The 21,565-nt window shown below is 61.9% G+C and carries 21 protein-coding genes; 9 read left to right on the forward strand and 12 right to left on the reverse strand.

Features of this window, described 5'->3' with window-relative positions:
* Positions 1-31 precede the first annotated feature (31 nt).
* Entirely contained in the window at positions 32-517 is a 486-nt protein-coding gene (locus tag D3870_RS16730) for a chemotaxis protein CheW (protein WP_422879656.1), read from the reverse strand.
* 333 nt (positions 518-850) lie between these two features.
* Here D3870_RS16730 and D3870_RS16735 point away from each other — a divergent pair, with 333 nt between their 5' ends.
* Positions 851-2,554 carry a methyl-accepting chemotaxis protein gene (locus D3870_RS16735; RefSeq protein WP_119740857.1) on the forward strand — a complete coding sequence of 568 codons (1,704 nt, stop codon included), beginning with the start codon at positions 851-853 and terminating at the stop codon, positions 2,552-2,554.
* 45 nt (positions 2,555-2,599) lie between these two features.
* On the opposite strand, the gene D3870_RS16740 is transcribed toward D3870_RS16735, so the two are convergent.
* Entirely contained in the window at positions 2,600-3,505 is a 906-nt protein-coding gene (locus D3870_RS16740; protein ID WP_119740858.1) for a LysR family transcriptional regulator, read from the reverse strand.
* Positions 3,506-3,639: 134 nt separating this feature from the next.
* On the opposite strand from D3870_RS16740, the gene D3870_RS16745 reads away from it, so the two are divergent.
* Together D3870_RS16745 and D3870_RS16750 are read left to right on the forward strand one after the other, a co-directional pair.
* The gene (locus tag D3870_RS16745; protein WP_119740859.1) at positions 3,640-4,278 is read left to right on the forward strand and encodes an NAD(P)-dependent oxidoreductase; all 639 of its coding nucleotides are present in this window, start codon (positions 3,640-3,642) and stop codon (positions 4,276-4,278) included.
* Between the two features lie 24 nt (positions 4,279-4,302).
* Positions 4,303-4,959, forward strand: a complete 657-nt coding sequence (locus D3870_RS16750; protein WP_119740860.1) for a DsbA family protein — start codon at positions 4,303-4,305, stop codon at positions 4,957-4,959.
* Between the two features lie 115 nt (positions 4,960-5,074).
* Here D3870_RS16750 and D3870_RS16755 read toward each other — a convergent pair whose 3' ends face one another.
* Together D3870_RS16755 and D3870_RS16760 are read right to left on the reverse strand one after the other, a co-directional pair.
* Entirely contained in the window at positions 5,075-7,996 is a 2,922-nt protein-coding gene (locus D3870_RS16755; protein WP_158590487.1) for a sensor domain-containing protein, read from the reverse strand.
* Positions 7,997-8,187: 191 nt separating this feature from the next.
* A complete protein-coding gene (locus D3870_RS16760) occupies positions 8,188-8,433 on the reverse strand; it encodes a hypothetical protein (protein WP_147375812.1) in 246 nt (81 codons plus the stop codon).
* Between D3870_RS16760 and D3870_RS16765 the strand changes: the two genes are divergently transcribed.
* A complete protein-coding gene (locus D3870_RS16765) occupies positions 8,413-9,450 on the forward strand; it encodes a GGDEF domain-containing protein (RefSeq protein ID WP_199710682.1) in 1,038 nt (345 codons plus the stop codon). The two genes, D3870_RS16760 and D3870_RS16765, sit on opposite strands and share 21 nt — an antisense overlap.
* A gap of 20 nt (positions 9,451-9,470) precedes the next feature.
* Here the strand turns inward: D3870_RS16765 and D3870_RS16770 are convergent, their stop codons facing one another.
* Complete coding sequence (locus D3870_RS16770; RefSeq protein WP_119740868.1) at positions 9,471-10,103, reverse strand: LysE family translocator; 633 nt, start codon at positions 10,101-10,103, stop codon at positions 9,471-9,473.
* A 30-nt stretch (positions 10,104-10,133) separates the two neighbouring features.
* Positions 10,134-11,060 (reverse strand): drug/metabolite exporter YedA, encoded by a 927-nt coding sequence (yedA, locus tag D3870_RS16775; RefSeq protein WP_242490010.1) that lies wholly within the window; start codon positions 11,058-11,060, stop codon positions 10,134-10,136.
* Positions 11,061-11,184: 124 nt separating this feature from the next.
* Between yedA and D3870_RS16780 the strand changes: the two genes are divergently transcribed.
* The 5 genes from D3870_RS16780 to D3870_RS16800 all read left to right on the forward strand — a co-directional run bounded on the left by D3870_RS16780 (position 11,185) and on the right by D3870_RS16800 (position 17,874).
* Positions 11,185-11,631 carry an Lrp/AsnC family transcriptional regulator gene (locus D3870_RS16780; RefSeq protein ID WP_199710684.1) on the forward strand — a complete coding sequence of 149 codons (447 nt, stop codon included), beginning with the start codon at positions 11,185-11,187 and terminating at the stop codon, positions 11,629-11,631.
* Positions 11,632-11,816: 185 nt separating this feature from the next.
* Positions 11,817-15,260, forward strand: coding sequence for a methylmalonyl-CoA mutase family protein (locus D3870_RS22850; RefSeq protein ID WP_242490011.1), 3,444 nt, complete (start codon positions 11,817-11,819; stop codon positions 15,258-15,260).
* 153 nt (positions 15,261-15,413) lie between these two features.
* Positions 15,414-15,548, forward strand: coding sequence for a hypothetical protein (locus tag D3870_RS23090; protein WP_277986367.1), 135 nt, complete (start codon positions 15,414-15,416; stop codon positions 15,546-15,548).
* Positions 15,549-15,573: 25 nt separating this feature from the next.
* Positions 15,574-17,091 (forward strand): hypothetical protein, encoded by a 1,518-nt coding sequence (locus D3870_RS22140; RefSeq protein WP_158590488.1) that lies wholly within the window; start codon positions 15,574-15,576, stop codon positions 17,089-17,091.
* An 84-nt stretch (positions 17,092-17,175) separates the two neighbouring features.
* Entirely contained in the window at positions 17,176-17,874 is a 699-nt protein-coding gene (locus tag D3870_RS16800) for a Dph6-related ATP pyrophosphatase (RefSeq protein WP_119740871.1), read from the forward strand.
* 70 nt (positions 17,875-17,944) lie between these two features.
* On the opposite strand, the gene D3870_RS16805 is transcribed toward D3870_RS16800, so the two are convergent.
* From D3870_RS16805 to D3870_RS16825, 6 genes are all read right to left on the reverse strand, one after another.
* A complete protein-coding gene (locus tag D3870_RS16805; RefSeq protein WP_242490012.1) occupies positions 17,945-18,361 on the reverse strand; it encodes a hypothetical protein in 417 nt (138 codons plus the stop codon).
* A gap of 13 nt (positions 18,362-18,374) precedes the next feature.
* Positions 18,375-18,728 (reverse strand): ribbon-helix-helix domain-containing protein, encoded by a 354-nt coding sequence (locus D3870_RS16810; protein WP_119740873.1) that lies wholly within the window; start codon positions 18,726-18,728, stop codon positions 18,375-18,377.
* Positions 18,729-18,789: 61 nt separating this feature from the next.
* On the reverse strand, positions 18,790-19,371 hold the full coding sequence (locus tag D3870_RS16815) for a DJ-1/PfpI family protein (RefSeq protein ID WP_119740875.1): 582 nt from the start codon (positions 19,369-19,371) through the stop codon (positions 18,790-18,792).
* A gap of 70 nt (positions 19,372-19,441) precedes the next feature.
* Positions 19,442-19,657, reverse strand: coding sequence for a hypothetical protein (locus D3870_RS22145; protein ID WP_147375814.1), 216 nt, complete (start codon positions 19,655-19,657; stop codon positions 19,442-19,444).
* Positions 19,658-19,692: 35 nt separating this feature from the next.
* Positions 19,693-20,709, reverse strand: a complete 1,017-nt coding sequence (locus D3870_RS16820) for a tetratricopeptide repeat protein (protein WP_158590489.1) — start codon at positions 20,707-20,709, stop codon at positions 19,693-19,695.
* Between the two features lie 36 nt (positions 20,710-20,745).
* Positions 20,746-21,432, reverse strand: coding sequence for a Crp/Fnr family transcriptional regulator (locus D3870_RS16825; RefSeq protein WP_119740878.1), 687 nt, complete (start codon positions 21,430-21,432; stop codon positions 20,746-20,748).
* Between the last annotated feature and the right edge of the window lie 133 nt (positions 21,433-21,565).

Genomic DNA, 21,565 nt, shown 5'->3' on the forward strand with positions numbered 1-21,565 from the left:
TGTCCGTACCTGGCTCGTGCCGACTTGTACGCTAGGCGGCCATTTTTTCGATGATGCCCATCTCCGCGCTCGACATGAGGCGGTCGATGTCGACCAGGATCACCATGCGCTGGTCGATGGTGCCGAGCCCGATCAGGTAGTCGGTGTTCAGCGCGGTGCCCATCTCCGGCGCCGGCTTGATCTGTTCGGGGGGCAGCGTGATCACGTCCGACACGCTGTCGACCACCATGCCGACCACGCGCTCGCCGATGTTGAGGATGATGACGACCGTGAACTGGTCGTAGGTGGGGGTGCCGAGATTGAACTTGATGCGCATGTCGACGATCGGCACGATCACGCCGCGCAGATTGACCACGCCCTTGATGAACTCCGGCGCGTTGGCGATCTTCGTCACCGCGTCGTAGCCGCGGATCTCCTGCACCTTCAGGATGTTGATGCCGTATTCCTCGCTGCCGAGCGTGAAGGCCAGCGCTTCGAGCAGGCCTGATGTTGTTTCCGTGTTTTGCATCTCTGCCATGATTCCATTTCGCTATCTTGATATTTCGATCATGTGTCTGCCGAATCGTCCGTGCAGACGCATGTCGCCAACGCCGTTTACGGTCGCGTGCGCTCCGCCTTTATGGACTGCAGGTAACAAGAACGCGACAACCGGACAGGAATGACAAGGAAGCAATTCATCGTCGCGCATCACTTCTTGTCACTCCGTCATTCCGTCATTCCGTGTGATTTCAGCGTGGCGGCAATTCTTGATTTACATCAATGAAATTGTCGGCTTAAATAACGACTATTATTTCCATAGAGAAATATCTCGCACTCTCCGCAAAGAACACGGAATCAAAAGGAGCACCACATGCGCAACAACCTGCCCGTCACCAACACCGAGTACGCATTGCTTGACGGACTATCGATCGTTTCGAAAACCGACACCAAGGGGAAAATCACCTACGTCAATCCGTACTTCATCGAGGTCAGCGGATTTTCGGAAGACGAGTTGCTCGGCGCTCCGCACAACATCGTGCGTCACCCGGACATGCCGCCCGAAGCGTTTGCCGACATGTGGGAGACGCTCAAGGAAGGCCTGCCATGGACCGCCCTCGTCAAGAACCGCCGCAAGAACGGCGACCATTACTGGGTGCAGGCCAACGTCACGCCGGTGCGTGAAGGCGGCCGGACCGTCGGCTACATGTCGGTGCGCACCAAGCCTTCGCGCGCCGAGGTGGAAGCGGCCGAAATCCTGTATCGCGAGCTGAGGACCGGTACCGCGAAAGACGTCGCGATCCGGCGCGGCGCGGTGGTCCATACCGGACTCAAAGGCAGGATCGCATCCCTGCGCCACATGCCGCTGCGCCTGCGCATCGGCCTCAACCTTGGCCTCATCGGCGCAGGCATCGCCACCCTCGGCGTCGCTGCGTGGTCATCGCATGCCGGCACCGCCCTGTCGTCCTGGATCGCCGGCGCGACCGTCGCCGGTCTGCTGGTCTGCGCGCGCCTGTGGCACATCCTGTCGGTCTCGGTCGTGCGGCCGCTCAGGGATGTGACGGACGTGGCGCGCGCGATTGCCGGCGGCGATCTGTCCAACAGCTTCGAATCCTCGCGCAACGACGACATGGGGCAACTGGTGCGCGCGCTGCAGCAGATGAACGTCAACCTGCAATCCATCATCGGCGACGTGCGCGCCAACGTCGCCTCGATCCGCACCGGCACGCGTGAAATCGCCTCCGGCAACATCGACCTGTCGGGCCGCACGGAGTCGCAGGCGGCCAGCCTGGAAGAAACCGCGTCGAGCATGGAAGAACTGGCCGCGACCGTGAAGCAGAACGCGGACAACGCGACCCAGGCCAACCAGCTCGCGATGTCGGCCTCGCAGATCGCCGGCAAGGGCGGCACGGCAGTGGCGCAGGTCGGCGCGACGATGAGCGAGATCAGCGAGTCGGCAAGGAAGATCGTGGACATCATCGGCCTGATCGACAGCATCGCGTTCCAGACCAACATCCTCGCCTTGAACGCCGCCGTGGAAGCGGCGCGCGCCGGCGAGCAGGGCCGCGGCTTCGCGGTGGTGGCGTCCGAAGTGCGGCATCTCGCGCAGCGCTCGGCTTCCGCCGCCAAGGAAATCAAGACCCTGATCGACGATTCGGTGGACAAGGTCGAGAACGGCAACCGTCTGGTGGATGACGCGATGCGCACCATGGAAGAGATCGTCACTTCGGTCAAGCACGTGACCGACATCATGGGCGAGATCAGCACCGCCAGCCGCGAGCAGAGCCAGGGCATCGATCAGGCCAACCAGGCGATCTCGAGCATGGATCAGGCAACGCAGCAGAACGCGGCACTGGTCGAACAGGCCGCCGCCTCCGCCGCACGGCTGGATGAGGAAACGATGCGGCTGGAGCAATCGGTCGCGGTGTTCAAGCTGGCGCGCGACGTGACGCAGCCGGTGGTGCGCGCCAAGTCGCCCGCCGCCCCCAGCGCCACGTTGATTCAGATGCCGCGCAAGCCGGCGGCGCAACCGGCGCTCAGACAGGGCTCGGTTGCGCGCATTGCCAACCGCAAGTGAAGCTGCCGGTTGCGTTGACGAAGACCGGCGGCAGCGCGTCCGCCGTCACGGCATCTGCAGCAAGCCGCGATAGAACTCGATGAACTGCCGCGCGCGCGGATTCATGCCTTTCCCCGGCGGCGTGACCGCGTAGACGCCGCCGCGCGGCAAGGTCCAGTCGGCGAGCAGGCGCACCAGGCGCCCCGCGCGGATGTCTTCCTGCACGCTGTACTGGTCCAGCACCGACACCCCGGTGCCGTGCCGCAGCATGGAGCGCAGCACGCCGGGCGAATCCACCCGGATGCGCGATTTCACATGGACCGTCTGCACGTCGCCGGCACGCGAGGCAAAACGCCACGTGAGCGGTGTCTGCAACAGCGTGAGCGCCACCCAGTCCCGCTCGCGCAAATCCCCCGGCTGCCGGATGCGTCCGGCGCGGCGCAGGTAATCGGGCGATGCCACGACATACTGCTCGAATTCGCCGAGCATCACGGCGCGCATCGAGGAGTCGCGCAGCCAGCCGATCCGGATCGCCATGTCCAGCCCTTCCGCCACGAGATCGACGACGCGGTCGCCGGTGCGCACGTCGATCTGCAGCTTCGGATGCAGCGCGGTGAACTGCGCGACCGCAGCGGCGAGTGACTGCACCGCGTGATCGACGGTAGTGCCGATGCGCAATGTGCCGGCGAGTTCTTTCGTTCCCGACTCGACCTGATCGATGGCGTCCTGCATGCCATGCAGCAAGGGCTGGCATTGCAGATGCAAGCTTCGCCCCGCATCGGTCAGGCTGACCCGCCTTGTGGTGCGCATGAAGAGCGTGATGCCGAGCGCGGCTTCGAGCCGGCCGATCTGGACACTGACTTTTGCCTTGGCGATGCCAAGCCGCTCCGCTGCCGCCGTGAAGCCGCCGCTCTCGACGACCGCGTCAAACACCACCAGCGTATTCAGATCGATTTGTCCCAGCGTCGCCATGTTGCTCAATTGTCTTTAAATTCGTAACAATGAATTATCCATTCAGATGTTTATCTGATCAATCCATGCTGCGATGATGGCTCTCCATGCAGACCCGGCCTTGTCCGGGAACCGACCCCATCACGGAGAACCTCATGAAAATCGCACTCATCGGCGCCACCGGTTTCATCGGCGCAGCACTCCTGAAAGAAGCATTGGCACGCCAACACCAGGTGACCGCATTCGCCGGCCATCCCGGCAAACTCGCCGCCGCCGCCAATCTGACGCCGGCGGCAATCGACGTGCTCGACCAGGCACGTCTGGCCGAGGCGCTCAAGGGTTTCGACGCCGTCCTCAGCGCCTTCAGCGGTCACGCACAGGGTGATGTCTGCGATTACTATATGCGCGGCATTCGCTCGATCATCGGTGCCGCCACGCAGGCGGGCGTGCCGCGCCTGCTGGTCGTGGGCGGCGCGGGCAGCCTGTACGTCGCGCCGAATGTGCAATTGGTGGACACGCCGGATTTTCCGGCGCAATGGAAGGCAAGCGCAGAGGGTGCGCGCCAGGCGCTGAAGCTCTTGAAAGAAGAGCAGACGCTGAACTGGACCATGCTCAGTCCGGCGGCGATGATCGCGCCCGGCGAGCGCACCGGCAAGTTCCGCCTCGGCACCGACCAGTTGCTGACTGACGCCCAGGGCAACAGCACTATCTCGCTCGAGGATTACGCCGTCGCCATGATCGACGAACTGGAAAAACCGGCGCATCCGCGCCAGCGATTTACCGTCGCCTACTGACAAGCCGAAGGAAAACCCACCGTCATGACCGATACGCTTCACTACATTTACGATCCGCTGTGCGGCTGGTGCTATGCCGCCGAGCCGCTGCTTGAGCAGCTGTTTGAGGCGCTGCAGGCAGCCGCTCCCGCCGGGCTCGCCGTCCAGCTGCACGGCGGCGGATTGTTTCAGCGCACGCAGCTGCCCGCCGCCACGCGCGAACACATCCGGGTTGCGGATCAGCGCATCGGCCAGCTCAGCGGCCAGCCCTTCGGCGATGCCTATCTGAACGGGCTGCTGGCCGATCCGGCGACGATCTATGATTCGGCGCCGACGATCAGCGCGATCCTGGCGGCGCAGGCCCTGCGACCCGGCAGCGGCCCGGCGATGCTGAAAGCGATCCAGCATGCGCATTACCGCGCCGGCCGCCGCGTGGTCGAACCACAGGTGCTGGCCGACCTGGCCGCATCGATCGGACTGGAGCAGAACGCGTTTTCGCAAGCCTATGAAGCGAGCATCGGCGCGCCGACGCATCGTCATGTCGCCGGCACGCGGCAACTGATGGATCGCACCGGCGTGCGCGGTTTTCCGTCGTTCGTGCTGCAGACCGGCGAACGTCTGGAACCGCTGCGGCACGAAGCGTATTACGGGAAGCCGGAGGCCTTCGCCCTGCTGGTGTCGGAGCGGCTGCGCGCCGCATAAAAATTGATCGCGCCGTGAACGCCGTGAACGCCTTGAATTGCCCCGCGCATTGACGGCCTTGCCGCCCGTGCCGATTGAGCGATAGCGGCAGCAGGTTTGCGGACGGCCTCCGCGATCAATGCATCTCGTGCCAGCTGGGCGCGCCGCCCGATTGCGGCATGCGGTTGATGCGCGACCACGAGCCTTTCAGCATGATCTCCTCGAACTTGTCCGCCGGCACCGGCGGGCTGAAGATGAAGCCTTGCGCGCTGGTGCAGTCATGCGATTTCAGATACGCGAGCTGCTCGACGGTCTCGACGCCGCCGGCGGACACGCCGATGCCGAGGTTGTGGGCGAGATTGATGATGGCGGCCGTGATCGCGGAATCCTTGCGGCGGTGCGGCAGGTGCTGCACGAAGGCCTTGTCGATCTTCAGGCTGTCGACCTCGAACTCCTTCAGGTCGATCAGCGCGGTGGTGCCGGTGCCGTAGTTGTCGATCGCGATGCGCACGCCGCTCTCGCGCAGCTGCGCCAGCGGCTCCTTGATTTCCGGATGCATCGCCAGCATCGATTCGGTGACTTCCAGTTCGAGGCTGGATGCGTCGAGTCCGGTTTCCTCGAGGATCGGCAGGATCATCCTGACGAACTGCGGATCGCCGAACTGCCGCGCGGAACAGTTGAATGACACGCGCAAGTCCTCCATGCCGCGGGTCTGCCATTTCCTGACCTGGCGGCATGCCTGGCGCATCGCCCATTCGCCGATGTCGACGATGATGCCGGTTTCCTCCGCCACGGCGAGAAAGTCCCTCGGCAACACGACTTCGAGATCGGTGGCCTGCCATCGCAGCAGGACCTCCACGGTCGAGATGGTCCATTTGCTCAAGTCGATCTGCGGCTGGTAGTACAGCGCGAACTCGTGGTTCTTCAGCGCATTGCGCAATGCCTCCTCGCGATTCTTCTTCCACGCGTGCTCCGAGAACAGGTCGGGCGTATAGAACTGGAAGGTGCCCCGGCCGCCGCTCTTGGCGCGATACAGCGCGAGATCGGCATGCTTGACCAGCTCGACCGAATTTCTCGCATCGGCCGGATAGGTGCAGATGCCGACGCTGGCGCCGCTGACGATCTCGTTCGCATCGAGCGTGTAGGGGCGGCCCAGCTCGATGATCAGCTTGCGCGCCAGCACTTCGGCCGCCGCCGGCTGCGACACGTCGGTCTGGAGCACGACGAACTCATCGCCGCCCAGGCGCGCGACGAAATCGGTTTCGCGCAGCGACGACACGATGCGCAGTGCGACTTCCTTCAGCAGCAGGTCGCCGACGTCGTGACCGAAGGTGTCGTTGACGAGCTTGAACCTGTCGAGATCGAGCAGCAGCACGGCGAACGGGATGTGGTTGCGCTCGCAGCGCGCGATCGCCTGGTGCAGCTGGCTGCTGAAGCTGACCCGGTTCGGCAGGCCGGTCAGCGCGTCGTGGTTGGCGAGGAACTGGGTCTGCTCGTCGGCCAGGCGCTGCACCGTCCGGTCGCGCATGATCTTGACGAAGCCGCGCAGGCGGCCGTCCTCGTTCCACAAGGGCGTGACCACGCCGCTGGCCCAGAAGCGCGTGCCGTCGCGCCGCACATGCCAGCGATCGTCCTCGGAGCGTCCGTATTTGCGCGCCTCCTCCAGCTCGCGCAGCGGCTCGCCGAAGTCGCGGTCTTCCGGCGTGAACAGGTTGGAGACAGGCTGGCCGATGGCTTCTTCCTGCGACAGGCCGAGAATGTTTTCCGCACCGGAATTCCAGCTCACGATCATGCCTGCCGGATCGATCATCAGGATTGCGTAATCGGTGGACGCATCCACCAGCAGACGGTAGTTTTCCTGCGACTGGCGCAGCGCGCGCTCGGTCTGGATGCGCTGCGTCACATCGGTGTTGATCTCGAGGTAGCGCAGCGGCGTGCCGTTCTGGCGCTCCAGCACCCACTTGCTGAAAACGACAATCTCCTTCCCTTCCTTGGTGGTCTGCACCAGCTCGCCCTCCCAGTAGCCCTTTTCCGTGATCACGGTCCGGAGCTGCTCGAAGGGCAGCGGAAAGTTCGTCGCCAGCAGCACATGGCTGACCTGGCCGACCGCCTCGTCCTTGCTGTAGCCGTACAGCCGTTCAGCGCTGCGATTCCAGTAGGTGATGACCTCGTCCGGCGTGCGCACCAGGATGGCGTCATGGGTCAGGTCGAGCAGACTGGTCTGCTCCTGCAGGCGGGATGCCTGGAGCGCCAGCGCCTCTTCGCGCTGCCGCAGGTCGGTGATGTCGTGGAACACCACCACGGCGCCCATGATCGCGCCGTTGCCGTCGATCAGCGGCCGGGCATTGGCGCTGACACACACCGCGTGCTGCGCCCCCTCCGGGTAGACGAGGCCAATCGTGCCGTTGACGGATTCGCCACGCATCGCCCGTACCAACGGCCGCTCGCTGTCCGGAAACAGCCGCACGCCGTCCGGCCGGAACAACTGATAGGACAGCATCGACTGCTCGGGATCCTCTTGCGCCGGGCGCAGATTCAACAGCCGCTGCGCAGCGGGATTCGCCATGACGATGCGCTGCAAGGAATCGGCCACCACCACCGCATCGGCCATGCCGTCCAGTATCGATTCGGTGATGCCTGCCTGCCGGCGGAGCTGGTCCTCGAGTTCCTTTGTGCGGGAGATATCCTTGATCGACGCGGAAAAGATCATCCGTCCCACCAGATGGATGGGCGTGACCGTCAGTTCGATCGGGAACTCGGTGCCGTCCTTGCGGCGTGCGGCCAACTCGACGCGCCGCGTGAGAATCACGCTTTCGCCGCCGTCCAGGTAGCGCCGCATGCCGCGCAGATGCGCCGCGTGATAACGGTCGGGGATGATGGTGGAAGTGAGCGCCAACCCAAGTGCTTCATGCCGCGTCCAGCCGAACATCTTTTCGGCTTGCCGGCTCCATTCGATGATGCAGCTGTGCTCATCGATCGCGACAAACGAGTCGATCGCATTGTCCAGGATCAGACGATACAGCTGGTCACTCTGGACGGTGTCTGGGGGAACGATCATGGAGGAGATGAGTTCGCGCCTGGAAATGGGAGGTTGCATGCATATGTGACATCGAACCGCGTGCATGGTTTCTGCAGGAAGGCGCAAATGCGAAACAGGTACCGAAACCGGTATCAAACCGCAGCCGGTTTCATGCCATGAAGAAAGGCTCCGCAAGGAAGCGGCTACGCGCCTGGGGAGTGTTGCGGCAGTCATCCCAAAGCGACGACAATTTTCAAAATGGCATCAAATTCGGGATAAAATAGCCCGGCTGTATTGACCAGCATCAAGAATTTGCCGGGGGACGCACTGGATCGCAGTGCAACACACATCGCGAAAAACCATCCACACGCCGCCTCCATGTCCAGCCCACTCCGCCTAACGTCCCGCTCGCCTTCGGCGCGCATGGTGCAGGCGTCCGGAACAAGGATCTGCTGATGGAAGCGCTCCTCAAGCATCTCATCGACATCACCTGCCAGCGCGACCACACGCTGCTCAACTCTTCCGTCGTATCGGCGCTGCAGGCCCTGACCGGCGCCGAGCAGGTCAGAGTGCATGAGTTGTTCCGCTTTCGCCACCAGCTGTTTGTCCAGCCCAAGGCATGGCTGCAGAACGGCGCGGTCGTGCTGGCCGAGGACTCGACGCAAATCGAGAACCAGGGCGAGCCGATCAGCCGCTTTCCAAGCCTGATCTCCGCCATCAGGGACCGCCAGAACTGCGTCGAGGAAATGACCGCCGCCGGCGCGCGCATCCTGTGGCTGCCGATCTGGCTGAACGACAAGGTCAGCACCTGCCTCGAAGTCACCAATCCCGCCCCCTATTGCGACAACACGCTGCGCGTGCTGGAAGGCATACTCGGCGTCTACCGCAATTATCAAAGCATCCTCGACTACAGCGAACGCGATTCGCTGACCGGCCTGCTCAACCGCAAGACTTTCGACGAAAAATTTTCCCGGCTGCTGGCGGCATCTGCACCGGAGGGGGCGCCGCATGAGAGCGAGGACGAGCGGCGTCACCACGCAAAAGCCGCATCGCAGTGGCTGGCCGTGGTCGATATCGATCACTTCAAGCGAGTCAACGATCAGTTCGGTCACCTGTACGGCGACGAGGTCCTGATCCTGGTCGCCAACCTGCTGCGCTCCTCATTCCGCGCACACGATCGCGTGTTCCGCTTCGGCGGCGAGGAGTTCGTGGTGCTGCTGCGCTCCACCACGCTGGAGGAAGCGCACCGGATTTTCGAGCGTTTCCGCATCAGCGTCGAGCAGCATGCCTTCCCGCAGGTCGGCCAGGTCACCGTCAGCCTCGGCTTCGCCTGCATCACCCAGGAGTCGCCGGTGGTGATCCTGGGCCACGCCGACCAGGCCTTGTACTACGCCAAGGAAAACGGTCGCAACCGCGTCTGCTATTACGACGGGCTGGTCAGCAGCGGCCTGCTGCATTCCGAAATGGCGAACGATACGGTCGAGTTTTTCTAGATCACGCCGGAATGCCGCGCTTATTGCGCCGCGCTCTTCACCATCGCCATCATTGTCCCCGCTGCCATCAGCAAGCCGCCCGAGGTGCGGTTGCTGATCCTGACGAATTTTTCGTTGGCGGTAAACCGCCGCGTCTTGCTGCCCAGCCATGCATACAGGCTGTAGGCGGCGGTGTCGAGCACGATGCAGGTGACGCCGAATATCAGCAGCTGCATGCCGACCGGCCTCGCCGGGTCGATGAATTGCGGCAACAGCGCAACGAAGTACAATAAGGCCTTGGGGTTGGACAACTCCACCACGACCGCCTGCCAGAAGGCGCGCGGCCCGGAGGTGGCGCGGCCGATATCCCCGCTGACGGTCAGCGCGCTCGACTTGCTGCGGATCGCCGCCCATCCGAGATAGAACAGATAGGCAACGCCGACCCATTTGATGATGGAGAACAGCGTGCTGCTGGCGACGATCAGCGCCGCAATGCCGGTAGCCGACAGCGCAAAATAGATCGCATTGCCGAGCGCAATGCCGGCAATCGCCCAGTACGAACGGCGCAATCCGTTCGAAATGCCTTGCGCGACGACCAGCAAGGCAGCCGGCCCTGGCGTCAGGCAGACCACCGCGGTCGTGACGACAAAGATCAGGTAGGTGTTCCAGTTCATGATGTTTCCTGTTTGGTTGGCGCAATGCGCTCAATGATGTTTGACGGCTGTTGCGGCAATCGGCGCAGCGCCTGGTTCGGGTGCCGGTTTGCCGCGCGAGCGTGACGTCGTCAGCAGCAGCACGCTGCCAAGGATGACGGCCATGGCGACCGCTTCCCGCGTGCCCGTCGTTTCGCCGGCCAGCCATCCCCCCAGCACAACGGCGATGACCGGATTGACGTAGGCATAGCTGGACGCCAGTGCCGGCGTCACGTTCGCCAGCAGATACATGTAGGCGGAAAAGGCGGCGAGCGAACCGGCAATCACCAGATAGGCCCAGGCCAGCATGGCGCGGACATCGAGCGGCATGACGATCGCCTCGCCCCGTACCAGGCCGACGCCCAGCAGAAAGATGCCGCCGATCAGCATCTCGCTGGCGAAGCCCATCGCGCCCGGCGCCAGCGTCAGCTTCTTCTGTGACAGCACCGAACCGAAGGTCCAGCAAACCAGCGCGCCCGCCAATGCCGCCACGCCGGCCGGCTGCGCCGCAAATTCGCCGCCGCTGGCCAGCAAGGCGGCACCGGAGAAACCGGCGAGAATGCCCACCCATTCGCGCCCGCGCGGCCATTCGCCGAACAAGCCACCCCACAGCGCGAACAGCAACGGCGCGCTGGCGATGAATACGGCGGTCATTCCCGAGGATACGTATTGCTGCGCCACGGCAGTCAATCCCATGCCGCCGGCCAGCAGCAACACGCCGACGATGCCGCCGTCGCGCCATTGCCGCAGCGTCGGACTCGGCGCGCCGCGCAGCTTGAGCCAGCCGAACAGCAAGCCTCCCGCCACCAGAAAGCGCGTCGCCATCAGCAGGAAGGGCGGGAAGGAAATCAGCGATACATGAATCGCCAGATAAGTCGAGCCCCAGACCAGATACACGGTCAGCAAGGCCAGAAGGACGGTTTTGGGCAGGCGGCGCATGTTTCGCTCTTCCATATTGTTTTTCACGAAACAGTGTATGCCTCCGCAAACGTCTTTTGAATGCATAATGCAAGGCAAAGCAATGCAAATACTTTCGCTTTAATCGAAAGGAATCCGGTTGACCATGAAAATCGAATTCGACGCGATGGATGGGAAAATCCTCGAAATCCTGCAGACCGATGCGCGCACGACGCTGGCCGAAATCGGACGGCGCATCCACATGAGCCAGCCGGCAGTGGCCGAGCGGGTCAAGCGGATGGAAGCGGCGGGAGTCATCGCCGGCTACCACGCGCGCATCAATCCGGCGGCGCTGGGCTACGGCATCACCGCCTTCATCCGCGTCTCCAGGCGCAGCCATGACACGCCGGTCGAGGTCGTGGCGGCACAGGTGCCGGAAATCATCGAATGCCATTCCATCACCGGCGACGATTGCAGCATCGTCAAGGTGGTTGCGCCTTCCGTCGCGGAACTGGAAAAGGTGATCGTCCAGTTGACGCGCTGCGGCGTGACCTCGACCTCGCTCATCCTATCGTCCTCCATCGAACGCAAGGCGATCAGGCCGGCCGGCTGAGGGCCGCGCCCGATGCGCCGTCGGTCGGCGCAAGCGGGTTTTACCGCCAGGCGATTCCTGGCATTTTTCGTTCTCTTTCCTTGCGGAATGGCATCTGCCGGACTTGTTCCGCCGTCATCTTGACGTTAACGTTAACGTCAGCTACCGTAGCCTTTCCCGCCTGCCGTCCCACGAAGGAACGCACCATGACCGACCTGTCCGTCGCCCGCACGCTGACCGAGTACAAACCCGCCAACAAGGTGCGCTTCGTCACCGCCGCCTCGCTGTTCGACGGCCACGATGCCTCGATCAACATCATGCGCCGCATCCTGATGGCGAACGGCGCGGAAGTGATCCATCTCGGCCACAATCGCTCGGTCGATGAAATCGTCACCGCCGCGCTGCAGGAAGATGCGCAGGGCATCGCGGTGTCCAGCTACCAGGGCGGCCATGTCGAATACTTCAAGTACATGATCGACCTGCTGAAGGAGCGCGGCGGCGCGCATATCAAGGTGTTCGGCGGTGGCGGCGGCGTGATCGTGCCGCACGAGATCGCCGAATTGCATGCGTACGGCGTGACGCGCATCTTCAGTCCGGAAGACGGGCAGCGCATGGGACTGGTCGGCATGATCCTGTCGATGATCGAGGCCTGCGATGCGGATTTGTCGGGCTACGCACCGGCCACGCTGGAGGCATTGACCGCCGGCGACATCGGCGCGCGCCAGCGGCCGCTGGCGCAGCTGATCACCGCGCTGGAAAACGGCAAGGTTGCACCGGCGCTGAAGACCGAATTGCACAAGGCGGCCGACACCATCAGGATTCCGGTACTCGGCATTACCGGCACCGGCGGCGCGGGCAAGTCCTCGCTAACCGACGAACTGATTCGCCGCATCCGGCTCGACCAGGATGACACCTTGCACATCGCGGTGGTGTCGATCGATCCATCGCGCCGCAAATCGGGCGGCGCGCTGCTGGGCGACCGCATCCGCATGAATGCCATCAATCCGTGGCACGGCCAGGCGCGTGTCTTCATGCGCTCGCTCGCCACGCGCGAAGCGGGTTCCGAAATTTCGCAGGCATTGCCGGATGTGATCGCGGCATGCAAGGTGGCCGGCTTCGATCTCGTCATCGTCGAGACCTCCGGCATCGGCCAGGGCGACGCCGCCATCGTGCCGCATGTGGATGCCAGCATGTACGTCATGACGCCGGAATTCGGCGCGGCATCGCAGCTGGAAAAAATCGACATGCTCGACTTCGCCGATTTCGTCGCGATCAACAAGTTCGACCGCAAGGGCGCGCAGGACGCATTGCGCGATGTCGCGAAACAGTATCAGCGCAATCGCGAATTGTGGAGCAAGCGGCCGGAGGAAATGCCGGTCTACGGCACGCAGGCGTCGCGCTTCAACGACGATGGCGTGACGGCGCTGTATCAGGGCCTGCTGCCGACGCTGGCGCAGTTCGGATTGCAGGTGAAAGCGGGCAGGCTCGCGCTGGTTGCCGCGCGTTTTTCTTCCGGCAGGAATGCCATCGTGCCGCCGGCGCGCTCGCGCTACCTCGCGGAGATTGCGGATACGGTGCGCGGGTATCACGGGAATACGCAGAAGCAGGTGAAGCTGGCGCGGGAACGGCAGCAGCTAACCGAGAGCAAGCGCATGCTGCTGCTCTCCTCCCCCTTTAAGGGGGAGGCCGGGAGGGGGATGGGTTTGACATCATCGCAGATAACCCATCCCCACTTGCAGTGCGCGCCCGGGCTTGCAAGCCCGGACCGTTCCGCAGGCGAGGAGCATGCTCCTCGAAACCCCTGCGTCACCCCTAACCCTCCCCTTGAAGGGGAGGGAACAAGCGCCCTGAACGAATTGATAAAAGAACGCGACGACCAGTTCGACCCCGCCGCCAAAAAACTCCTCGCCATGTGGCCCGACATGCAGGCCGCATATTCCGGCGATGAGTACGTCGTCAGGATTCGCGACAAGGAAATCCGCACCCGCCTCGTGCAGCAAACCCTGTCCGGCACCAAGATCCGCAAGGTCGCGCTGCCGCGTTTCGAAGACCACGGCGAAATCCTGCGCTGGCTGATGCTGGAAAACGTGCCCGGCTCCTTCCCCTACACCGCCGGCGTGTTCGCCTTCAAGCGCGAGGGCGAAGACCCGACCCGCATGTTCGCAGGCGAAGGCGATCCCTTCCGCACCAACCGCCGCTTCAAGCTGGTGTCCGAGGGCATGCCCGCCAAGCGGCTGTCGACCGCCTTCGATTCCGTCACGCTGTACGGCGCGGACCCGGCGCTGCGCCCGGATATCTACGGCAAGGTCGGCAACTCGGGCGTCTCGATCGCCACACTCGACGACATGAAGGTGCTGTACGACGGCTTCGATCTGTGCGACCCGGCGACCTCGGTTTCGATGACGATCAACGGCCCGGCGCCGACCATCCTCGCGATGTTCATGAATACCGCGATCGATCAGCAGATGGACAAGTTCCGCGCCGACAACAGGCGCGAACCGACCGACGACGAAGCCGCGAAGATCAAGGAGTGGGTGCTGGAAAACGTGCGCGGCACGGTGCAGGCCGACATCCTGAAGGAAGACCAGGGGCAGAACACCTGCATCTTCTCGACCGAGTTTTCGCTGAAGGTGATGGGCGACATCCAGGAATATTTCGTGCACAACCGCGTGCGCAATTTCTATTCGGTATCGATCTCCGGCTACCACATCGCCGAAGCGGGCGCGAACCCGATCTCGCAACTCGCCTTCACGCTATCGAACGGCTTCACCTTCGTCGAAGCCTATCTGGCGCGCGGCATGCATATCGACGATTTCGCGCCCAACCTGTCCTTCTTCTTCAGCAACGGCATGGACCCGGAATACACCGTGCTCGGCCGCGTCGCGCGCCGCATTTGGGCGGTCGCGATGCGCGACAAATACGGCGCGAACGAACGCTCGCAAAAGCTCAAGTACCACATCCAGACCTCCGGCCGCTCGCTGCACGCGCAAGAGATCGACTTCAACGATATCCGCACCACGCTTCAGGCGCTGATCGCAATCTACGACAACTGCAATTCGCTGCACACCAATGCCTACGACGAAGCGATCACCACGCCAACCGACGAATCGGTGCGCCGCGCGCTGGCGATCCAGCTGATCATCAACCGCGAGTGGGGCCTGGCGAAGAACGAGAACCCGAATCAGGGTTCCTTCATCATCGAGGAACTGACCAATCTCGTCGAGGAAGCGGTGCTGCAGGAATTCGAGCGCATCGCCGAGCGCGGCGGCGTGCTGGGCGCGATGGAAACCGGCTACCAGCGCGGCAGGATTCAGGAAGAATCGATGCATTACGAGCACCTGAAGCATGACGGCACGCTGCCCATCATCGGCGTCAACACCTTCCGCAATCCGAACGGCAATCACACACCGCACACACTGGAACTGGCGCGCTCGACCGAGGATGAAAAGCAGTCGCAATTGCAGCGGCTGGAAGATTTCCATGCGCGCAACCGCGAGGATGCACCGCAGGCGCTGGCTGCCTTGCAGCAGGCGGTAATCAGGGACGAGAACGTGTTCACACGCCTGATGGAAGCGGTGCGCGTATGCTCGCTGGGACAGATCAGCAATGCCTTGTTCGAGGTGGGCGGGCAGTACCGCAGGAACATGTGAGCGGTTCGCCGTGCTCGCTGAAAGACTCTGGCGTCGATTCGGCGCCCGGTCATCACGACACGGAACTTTTCCAGCCGACATTCAACAGATGGTGACTCAACGGCCATCTGGACTGAAAATGACATTCCTTCAAAAACTGGCGGTGTGCTTTCCGTGCTGCGGACCGCGCAACCCGGCAGCGGACGCAGCGGCAAGCACGATTCCAACGCCGGCATCCACGACGTCATCCACACCGCCTTCGGCGCACACCCCTTTGCGGCACAGCAGCAGCGAATGGCGGGTGCGTAGAAACTTTCCCGTTCAGAAGCCTTCCGTGAATGCGGCAGCCATCCCGATTTCCAGCGGTGCCGAGCAGACAGTCCCGTCTGAGTTGTTCTCATTTGACAGCTATTTTTCGCAGCTGGAGCAACAACATTCAGACAATGAATCAATAAGCGAAGTGCCAGACAAGCACCGAAGCCATCTCGGCGAAACGGCAGCCCCTCATGCACTCCCCGCATCATGGAATGCGTCTGAGGGAGAAAGCGTGCGCTCCGTCACGAGCACCGGCAGCAAACACGTTCGCGACGCCCCCATCGTCATTGAAACCCCCAGCAGCGCCGGTACGTGTACCAGCGACAGCGCTTCAGACGCAAGCGATTCCGTCGAACACGTCTCACGCCATCGGTTCAATGCGATGCCCATCGAGTGCGGTCCCGTTTTCGACAGGTTCTGCGCCAATCTTCAACGCTTGATGGCAGATCAAACCAAGGAGGCTCTCGACATCACGCACATAGCGACTGCCGCCATGCTGGATGCCACATGGGAATCCGTTCGACGCACAGGAATCGATGCTTCCGATCCCGACATCTATCAAAAGATCGATTTCCAGAAAAGCATTGATGAGACAAAAAGAGTCATTCTTCAACACTCTTCCCATCTGACTCGGGGCTGCGAAATTGCCAGCGACGCCATGGCGATCAAGCGAACCATCAAGGATTTCGATCACGCCACGGTCCGCGACACGCTAAGGAGTCTCGCCACACTCGACATGCCGCCATTTGACACCGTCCCGGTGACAAAAAGAGGACTGGCATGCATCGATGCCTTGAAACTCGCAGCCCTCGAAGAATGCGGGGTGGATTTCCGGAGCAATCCGCTCGCCATTTTCCTGTTCAATGCGGATGCGGGATATGCGCAAGGAATGGTCGAAGGATGGAAGGTCGCGCTGGCCCCCGCCAACCCATTCAATACCGAATTGAACCTTGCCGTTCACAAGGCATTGACGCTCGATGGCACCGTCGAAAACAGTGTGTCCGGCAGCGCAATCCGGACCGGCTATTGGTTAAGAGGCGGCATCACGTTCGGAATGTATGAGGGTATCAATTGCACGCAGAAAGGACGACAAGAACTGGCGGCACTGAATGCGGCCATGAATGCGCATGACGGGGAAACCGGCATCACGCTCAAGAAAGACAAATCCGGCCTGTACCAGCACACACGATCGCGTTTGACGGAAGCACAAATGGCGCATTTCACAGGGGAGTTTTTCGCCTCGTTTCACCAAGAAGTGGCCGGGGCGCGGCAATCTCCCGTTGACGCGGACACCATGAATGAACGACTGGACCGTGCGGCATTGAAACTGGCGTCCTCTCATCAGAAACTGCATCCATTCATGGATGGCAATGGCCGCGCATTTTCGATCTTTCTGCTCAATCGCGCGCTGCGCGAGCTTGGACGGCCACCGATGCTGATTGATGACGCAACCAGGTTGGACGGTTTTTCACATCTGGAGATCAACATCGCGGATGCACGGCAGGCCTTCGAGAAGCTGCAATCGCAAAGCGCATGAATCGGTGACGAGCGATAATCCGCTCCTCATTGGCCCATGTCCCTCTCGGCGTGGCGAACAAGCTGCGCGATGCGCCCTCACCCCATGACTATCCAATCCTCACACCACACTTCACCGCAAGCCCTCGTCTCCTGGAGCGGCGGCAAGGACTCCTGCCTCGCACTGTGGCGCGCACGCCAGTCCGGCATGGCGATCCGGCGCCTGATCACCGCGATGGATGAATCCGGCGGCAGTTCGCGTTCGCATGGCGTGCCGCCAGCATTGATCTCGGCACAAGCCGCCGCGCTCGGCGCAGAGATGCGGTTTTACGACACCTCGTGGAAAACCTACGAGGAAAAATTCATTGCGATCCTGCGCGCGGCGCGTGACGATGGCATCACGCACGCGATCTTCGGCGACATCGACCTGATGCCGCATCGCGAATGGGAAGAAAAGGTGTGCGGAGAAGCCGGCATCACGCCATGCCTGCCGTTGTGGGATGAGCCGCGCCGCAAACTGGTGGACGAATTCCTCTCGCTTGGATTCAAGGCAATCGTGGTCTGCGTGAACGGGACGTACCTTGGCGAAGAATTCTGCGGACGCGAATTCGACGAACAGTTTCTCGCCGACCTGCCGCCGAATGTCGATGCCTGCGGCGAGAACGGCGAGTTCCATACCTTCGTGTACGACGGCCCGGCGTTCGCGCAGCCGGTCGCTTTCAGGCGCAGCGAGAAACAGCGGTACGAAGCGCCTGCCAAATTCGGCGGAGCGACTTACTGGTTTCAGAGATTGGTTACGACCTGACCGGGTTCGGCGACAAGCTATACATTTGCGATTCTTTTATAGAGGGCTTCATCGCGCGTCGCAAAGAACATCACGGGCGTTCCGGCACCGAGTACATGAACGGCTTGTGCTCCTCCACTTGCTTCCAAAATGCATCGGCTTGCTCATTGTCCTGGTCAAGGGGAGAAAAACCATACGTATTTACAAAATTCTCGTAATGCTCGGGCGAGCAAGCTTCCTTGAATATGTACCACTCGTCAAAACCTGGCATGGGAAGTTGGGACGTCTCCGCAATCATCGGACTGACAGCAATACCTTGTTTCAACTGCCATCCGGCAGCCAACTCGACTTCTCCGAGATGGTACTGGCCGCTATCGCAAGAAGCTATTACAACGTGGTTTCCGATGACCACATCGGGAAAATCGGCAACAAACTCCTTAAGCGAAGGATCCCAATCTTCTCTCCACTGTACGACCCAATAGCCGACTCTCGATCCAGTCTGCATCATGTTTAACTAACCACTAACGCATGCCCGCACTGACGCCGACATCGCGCGTCAACGGCAGCCGCACACCCGCCAGCGGCAACCGCTTGTCGGTCGAGATCGCGCCGCCCGCCATCAGGGACTGGTAACGCAGGCAGCACACGCGCAGGAAGGATGTGAAGTTGTCGATCTCGCCGCGATAGTCGATCAGTTCGTCGTAGAGCCTGGCGATCAGCTGTGCGGTGCTCATGCCGTCGCGCGTGGCGATTTCCTCGAGCGTGTTCCAGAACAGGTTTTCCAGACGGATCGAGGTGACCGCGCCATGCAACCGGATGGAGCGCGCGCGTGATTCGTAGAGGGTGGGATCGGCCTTGACGAAGATTTCACACATGCGCGCTCCTGTGCCATGGGATGAAGGTGCGCGAGGTACCCGAGGGCGCACCGTTCACGTGTTATAGCACAATCTCGGTGCCCAGCACGCGCAGGAATTGCGCGATCCATGCAGGATGCGCCGGCCATGCTGGCGCGGTGACGAGCTTGCCGTCCGTCACTGCTTCGGTCACCGCAATCTCGGCATATTTGCCGCCGGCCAGCGTGACTTCCGGCGCGCAGGCGGGATAGGCGGAGCAGCGTTTTCCTTCAAGCACGCCCGCAGCGGCAAGAATCTGCGCGCCGTGGCAGATCGCGGCAATCGGTTTATTGCCTTGCGCAAAGTGCCGCACGATACCCAGCAGCTTCTCGTTCAGACGCAGATACTCCGGCGCGCGTCCGCCCGGGATGAGCAGTGCGTCATAGGCGCTTGCTTCCACCTTGTCGAAATCATGCGTGAGCGTGAAGCGGTGGCCGGGCTTTTCGGTATAGGTCTGCTGGCCTTCGAAGTCGTGGATCGCGGTCGCGATGTAATCGCCGGCCTTCTTGTCGGGGCAGACCGCATGCACCTCATGCCCCACGGCAAGCAATGCCTGGAAAGGCACCATGATTTCGTAGTCTTCGCCGAAATCGCCGACCAGCATCAGAATTTTTTTCGCAACCATGATCGTCTCCTTGAATAGTTGGGAGAATCATTCTTCGCCTTGTCGGCGCTGCGCGGGTAATTGCCGGTTACTACATGCGGCGGATATGCAGAAATTTCAGGGCTGTCTCAAGAAAAGCGATCCCGGATTGCGCGATTCCTCGACGCCCCGAAAATGCACCAGTGTCCTGAGTTGGAAATTGGTTGCAAATAAAAGTGATGAAATCGCGACGAGACAAGGAAAAAAGCGCAGCAAGGCCGAGGCCTTGCGAGCATTTTTGACGCGGTATCGGTGCGATTCTCGTCATCTTTTATGCAGCGAATTTCCAACTCAGGACACCAGCTAATGCGTGGCCTGCCAGCGCTTCACCCATTGCTCCGCCGCCTCGATCTGCTGCGGCGACAATTCGGCGACGGCCTTCTCGATGTTGTAGGTACCGCCAGGGTAGAACGCGAGCTTGACCAGCCGGAACCATTGATAGGCCGCCAGCGGATCCCTCGCCTCGCCCTGTCCCAGGGCCATCACGCCGAGGTTGTATTGCGCGGCGGCATAATTTTTTTCGGCAGCCTTGCGGAACCAGTGCTCGGCTTGCGCGTAATCCTGCGCGACGCCCTTGCCGAGGTAATACTGCGTGCCGAGATTGTATTGACCCAGCGTGTCGCCCTGATCTGCGGCCCTGGCATACCACTGACGCGCCTGTGCGTAATCCTGCGCGCCGCCCTGCCCGTATTCCAGCATCCAGCCGAGGTTGACCTGCGCCGGTGCGGATGGTGCTGTGGGCCGCGACGCCGCCTTGCCGAACCAGCGACGCGCCTGTGCGTAATCCTGCGGTACGCCCTTGCCCTGGTAATGCATCAGACCGAGCATGAATTGGCCATCGGCCGATTGGCGTGCCGCGGTCTTTTCATACCATTGCCTGGCCGCCGCGTAGTCCTGTGGCGTCGCAATGCCCTGCTCGCTCATCACGCCGAGAAAAACCTGCGCCTTCGCGTAGCCTTGTGACGCCGCCTTCAACAGCCACTTGCGCGCCGCCTGGTAATCCTGCTTGACGCCATGGCCTCTGGCGTATGCCGCACCGAGTCGGTACTGCGCCTGCACTTCACCCTTGCCGGCCCGCTGCGACAGTGTCCGGATATCGGGCACTTCCCCCACTGTCTGCACCGCAACGCTGTAGGCGGGCAGCGCGTAGTACAGCATGCTGCCGCGCTGAAAGCGCAGCTTCTCTTCCTCGTAATCGGGCTCGGCAGGCGCAACGTAGTCAGCCAGTGCGGCTTCCTTCGCCGGCATGCCCGCCGTATCGGCCGCGGCAAACGCGCAATGCGCGCTCAGCAGGGCAATCGCAAGAATCGTCAAACGCATGGAATACCTCATCAATATGTCGAAAGAATCATTCGTTCAGTTCTGGAATTGGCGCAAGCCTTCCAGATTCAGCACCGTGATGCCGCCGTATTCCGCCTGCACCAGTCCCGCCTTCTCCAGCACCTGCAAGGCGCGGTTCACGCGCTGGCGCGAGGCATTGCACAGATAGCCGATCTCTTCCTGCGAGATCCTCAGCTTCCAGTCGATGCCGGGATTGAGGTGCGGATTGAACAGCGCAGCGAGGCAGCGCGCCAGCCGCGCATCGGTATCGAGCATGCGATCGTACTCGACCAGCGAGATGAACATGCCGAGCCGCTCGTTCATCAGCGACAGCACGAAGCGGTTGAAGTGGATGCTGTTGTCCAGCAACTCATGAAAAGTCGCGCGCGGCATGAAGGCCAGCCGCGTGTCGCGCAAGGCGATCACATCGTACTGGCGCGCACTGGTCTTGAGCAGCGAACCTTCGCCGAACCAGCCGCCGCCGAGCACACCGGTGAAAGTGATGGTCTTGCCTTGCGAGGACACGCAGCTCATCTTCACCAGGCCATCGAGCAGGCCGATCCAGTGCTCGACCGGCTCGCCCTTGCGGCAAACATAGCCGCCGGCAGGCACGAAGCGTTCGATGACGTCGGCTTCGACACGCGCCATTTGTTCCGCAGTAAGCGGCCCGGCCCAAACGGTCTGGCGCAATACGTCGATCAAGGGAATGGATTCAGCGCTCATGTGTGCAATCGGTGTGGATGACAACTGGCCTCGGCGTGCGGGACGATCATATACGCTGCATTGCACGAAGCCAAGAAAATTGATTGTTATGCAAAACGCGCTTTCCTTGCCGCATGGTCCGGCGGAAACGCAC

The organism is Noviherbaspirillum cavernae, assembly GCF_003590875.1.
GTDB lineage: Bacteria > Pseudomonadota > Gammaproteobacteria > Burkholderiales > Burkholderiaceae_D > Noviherbaspirillum > Noviherbaspirillum cavernae.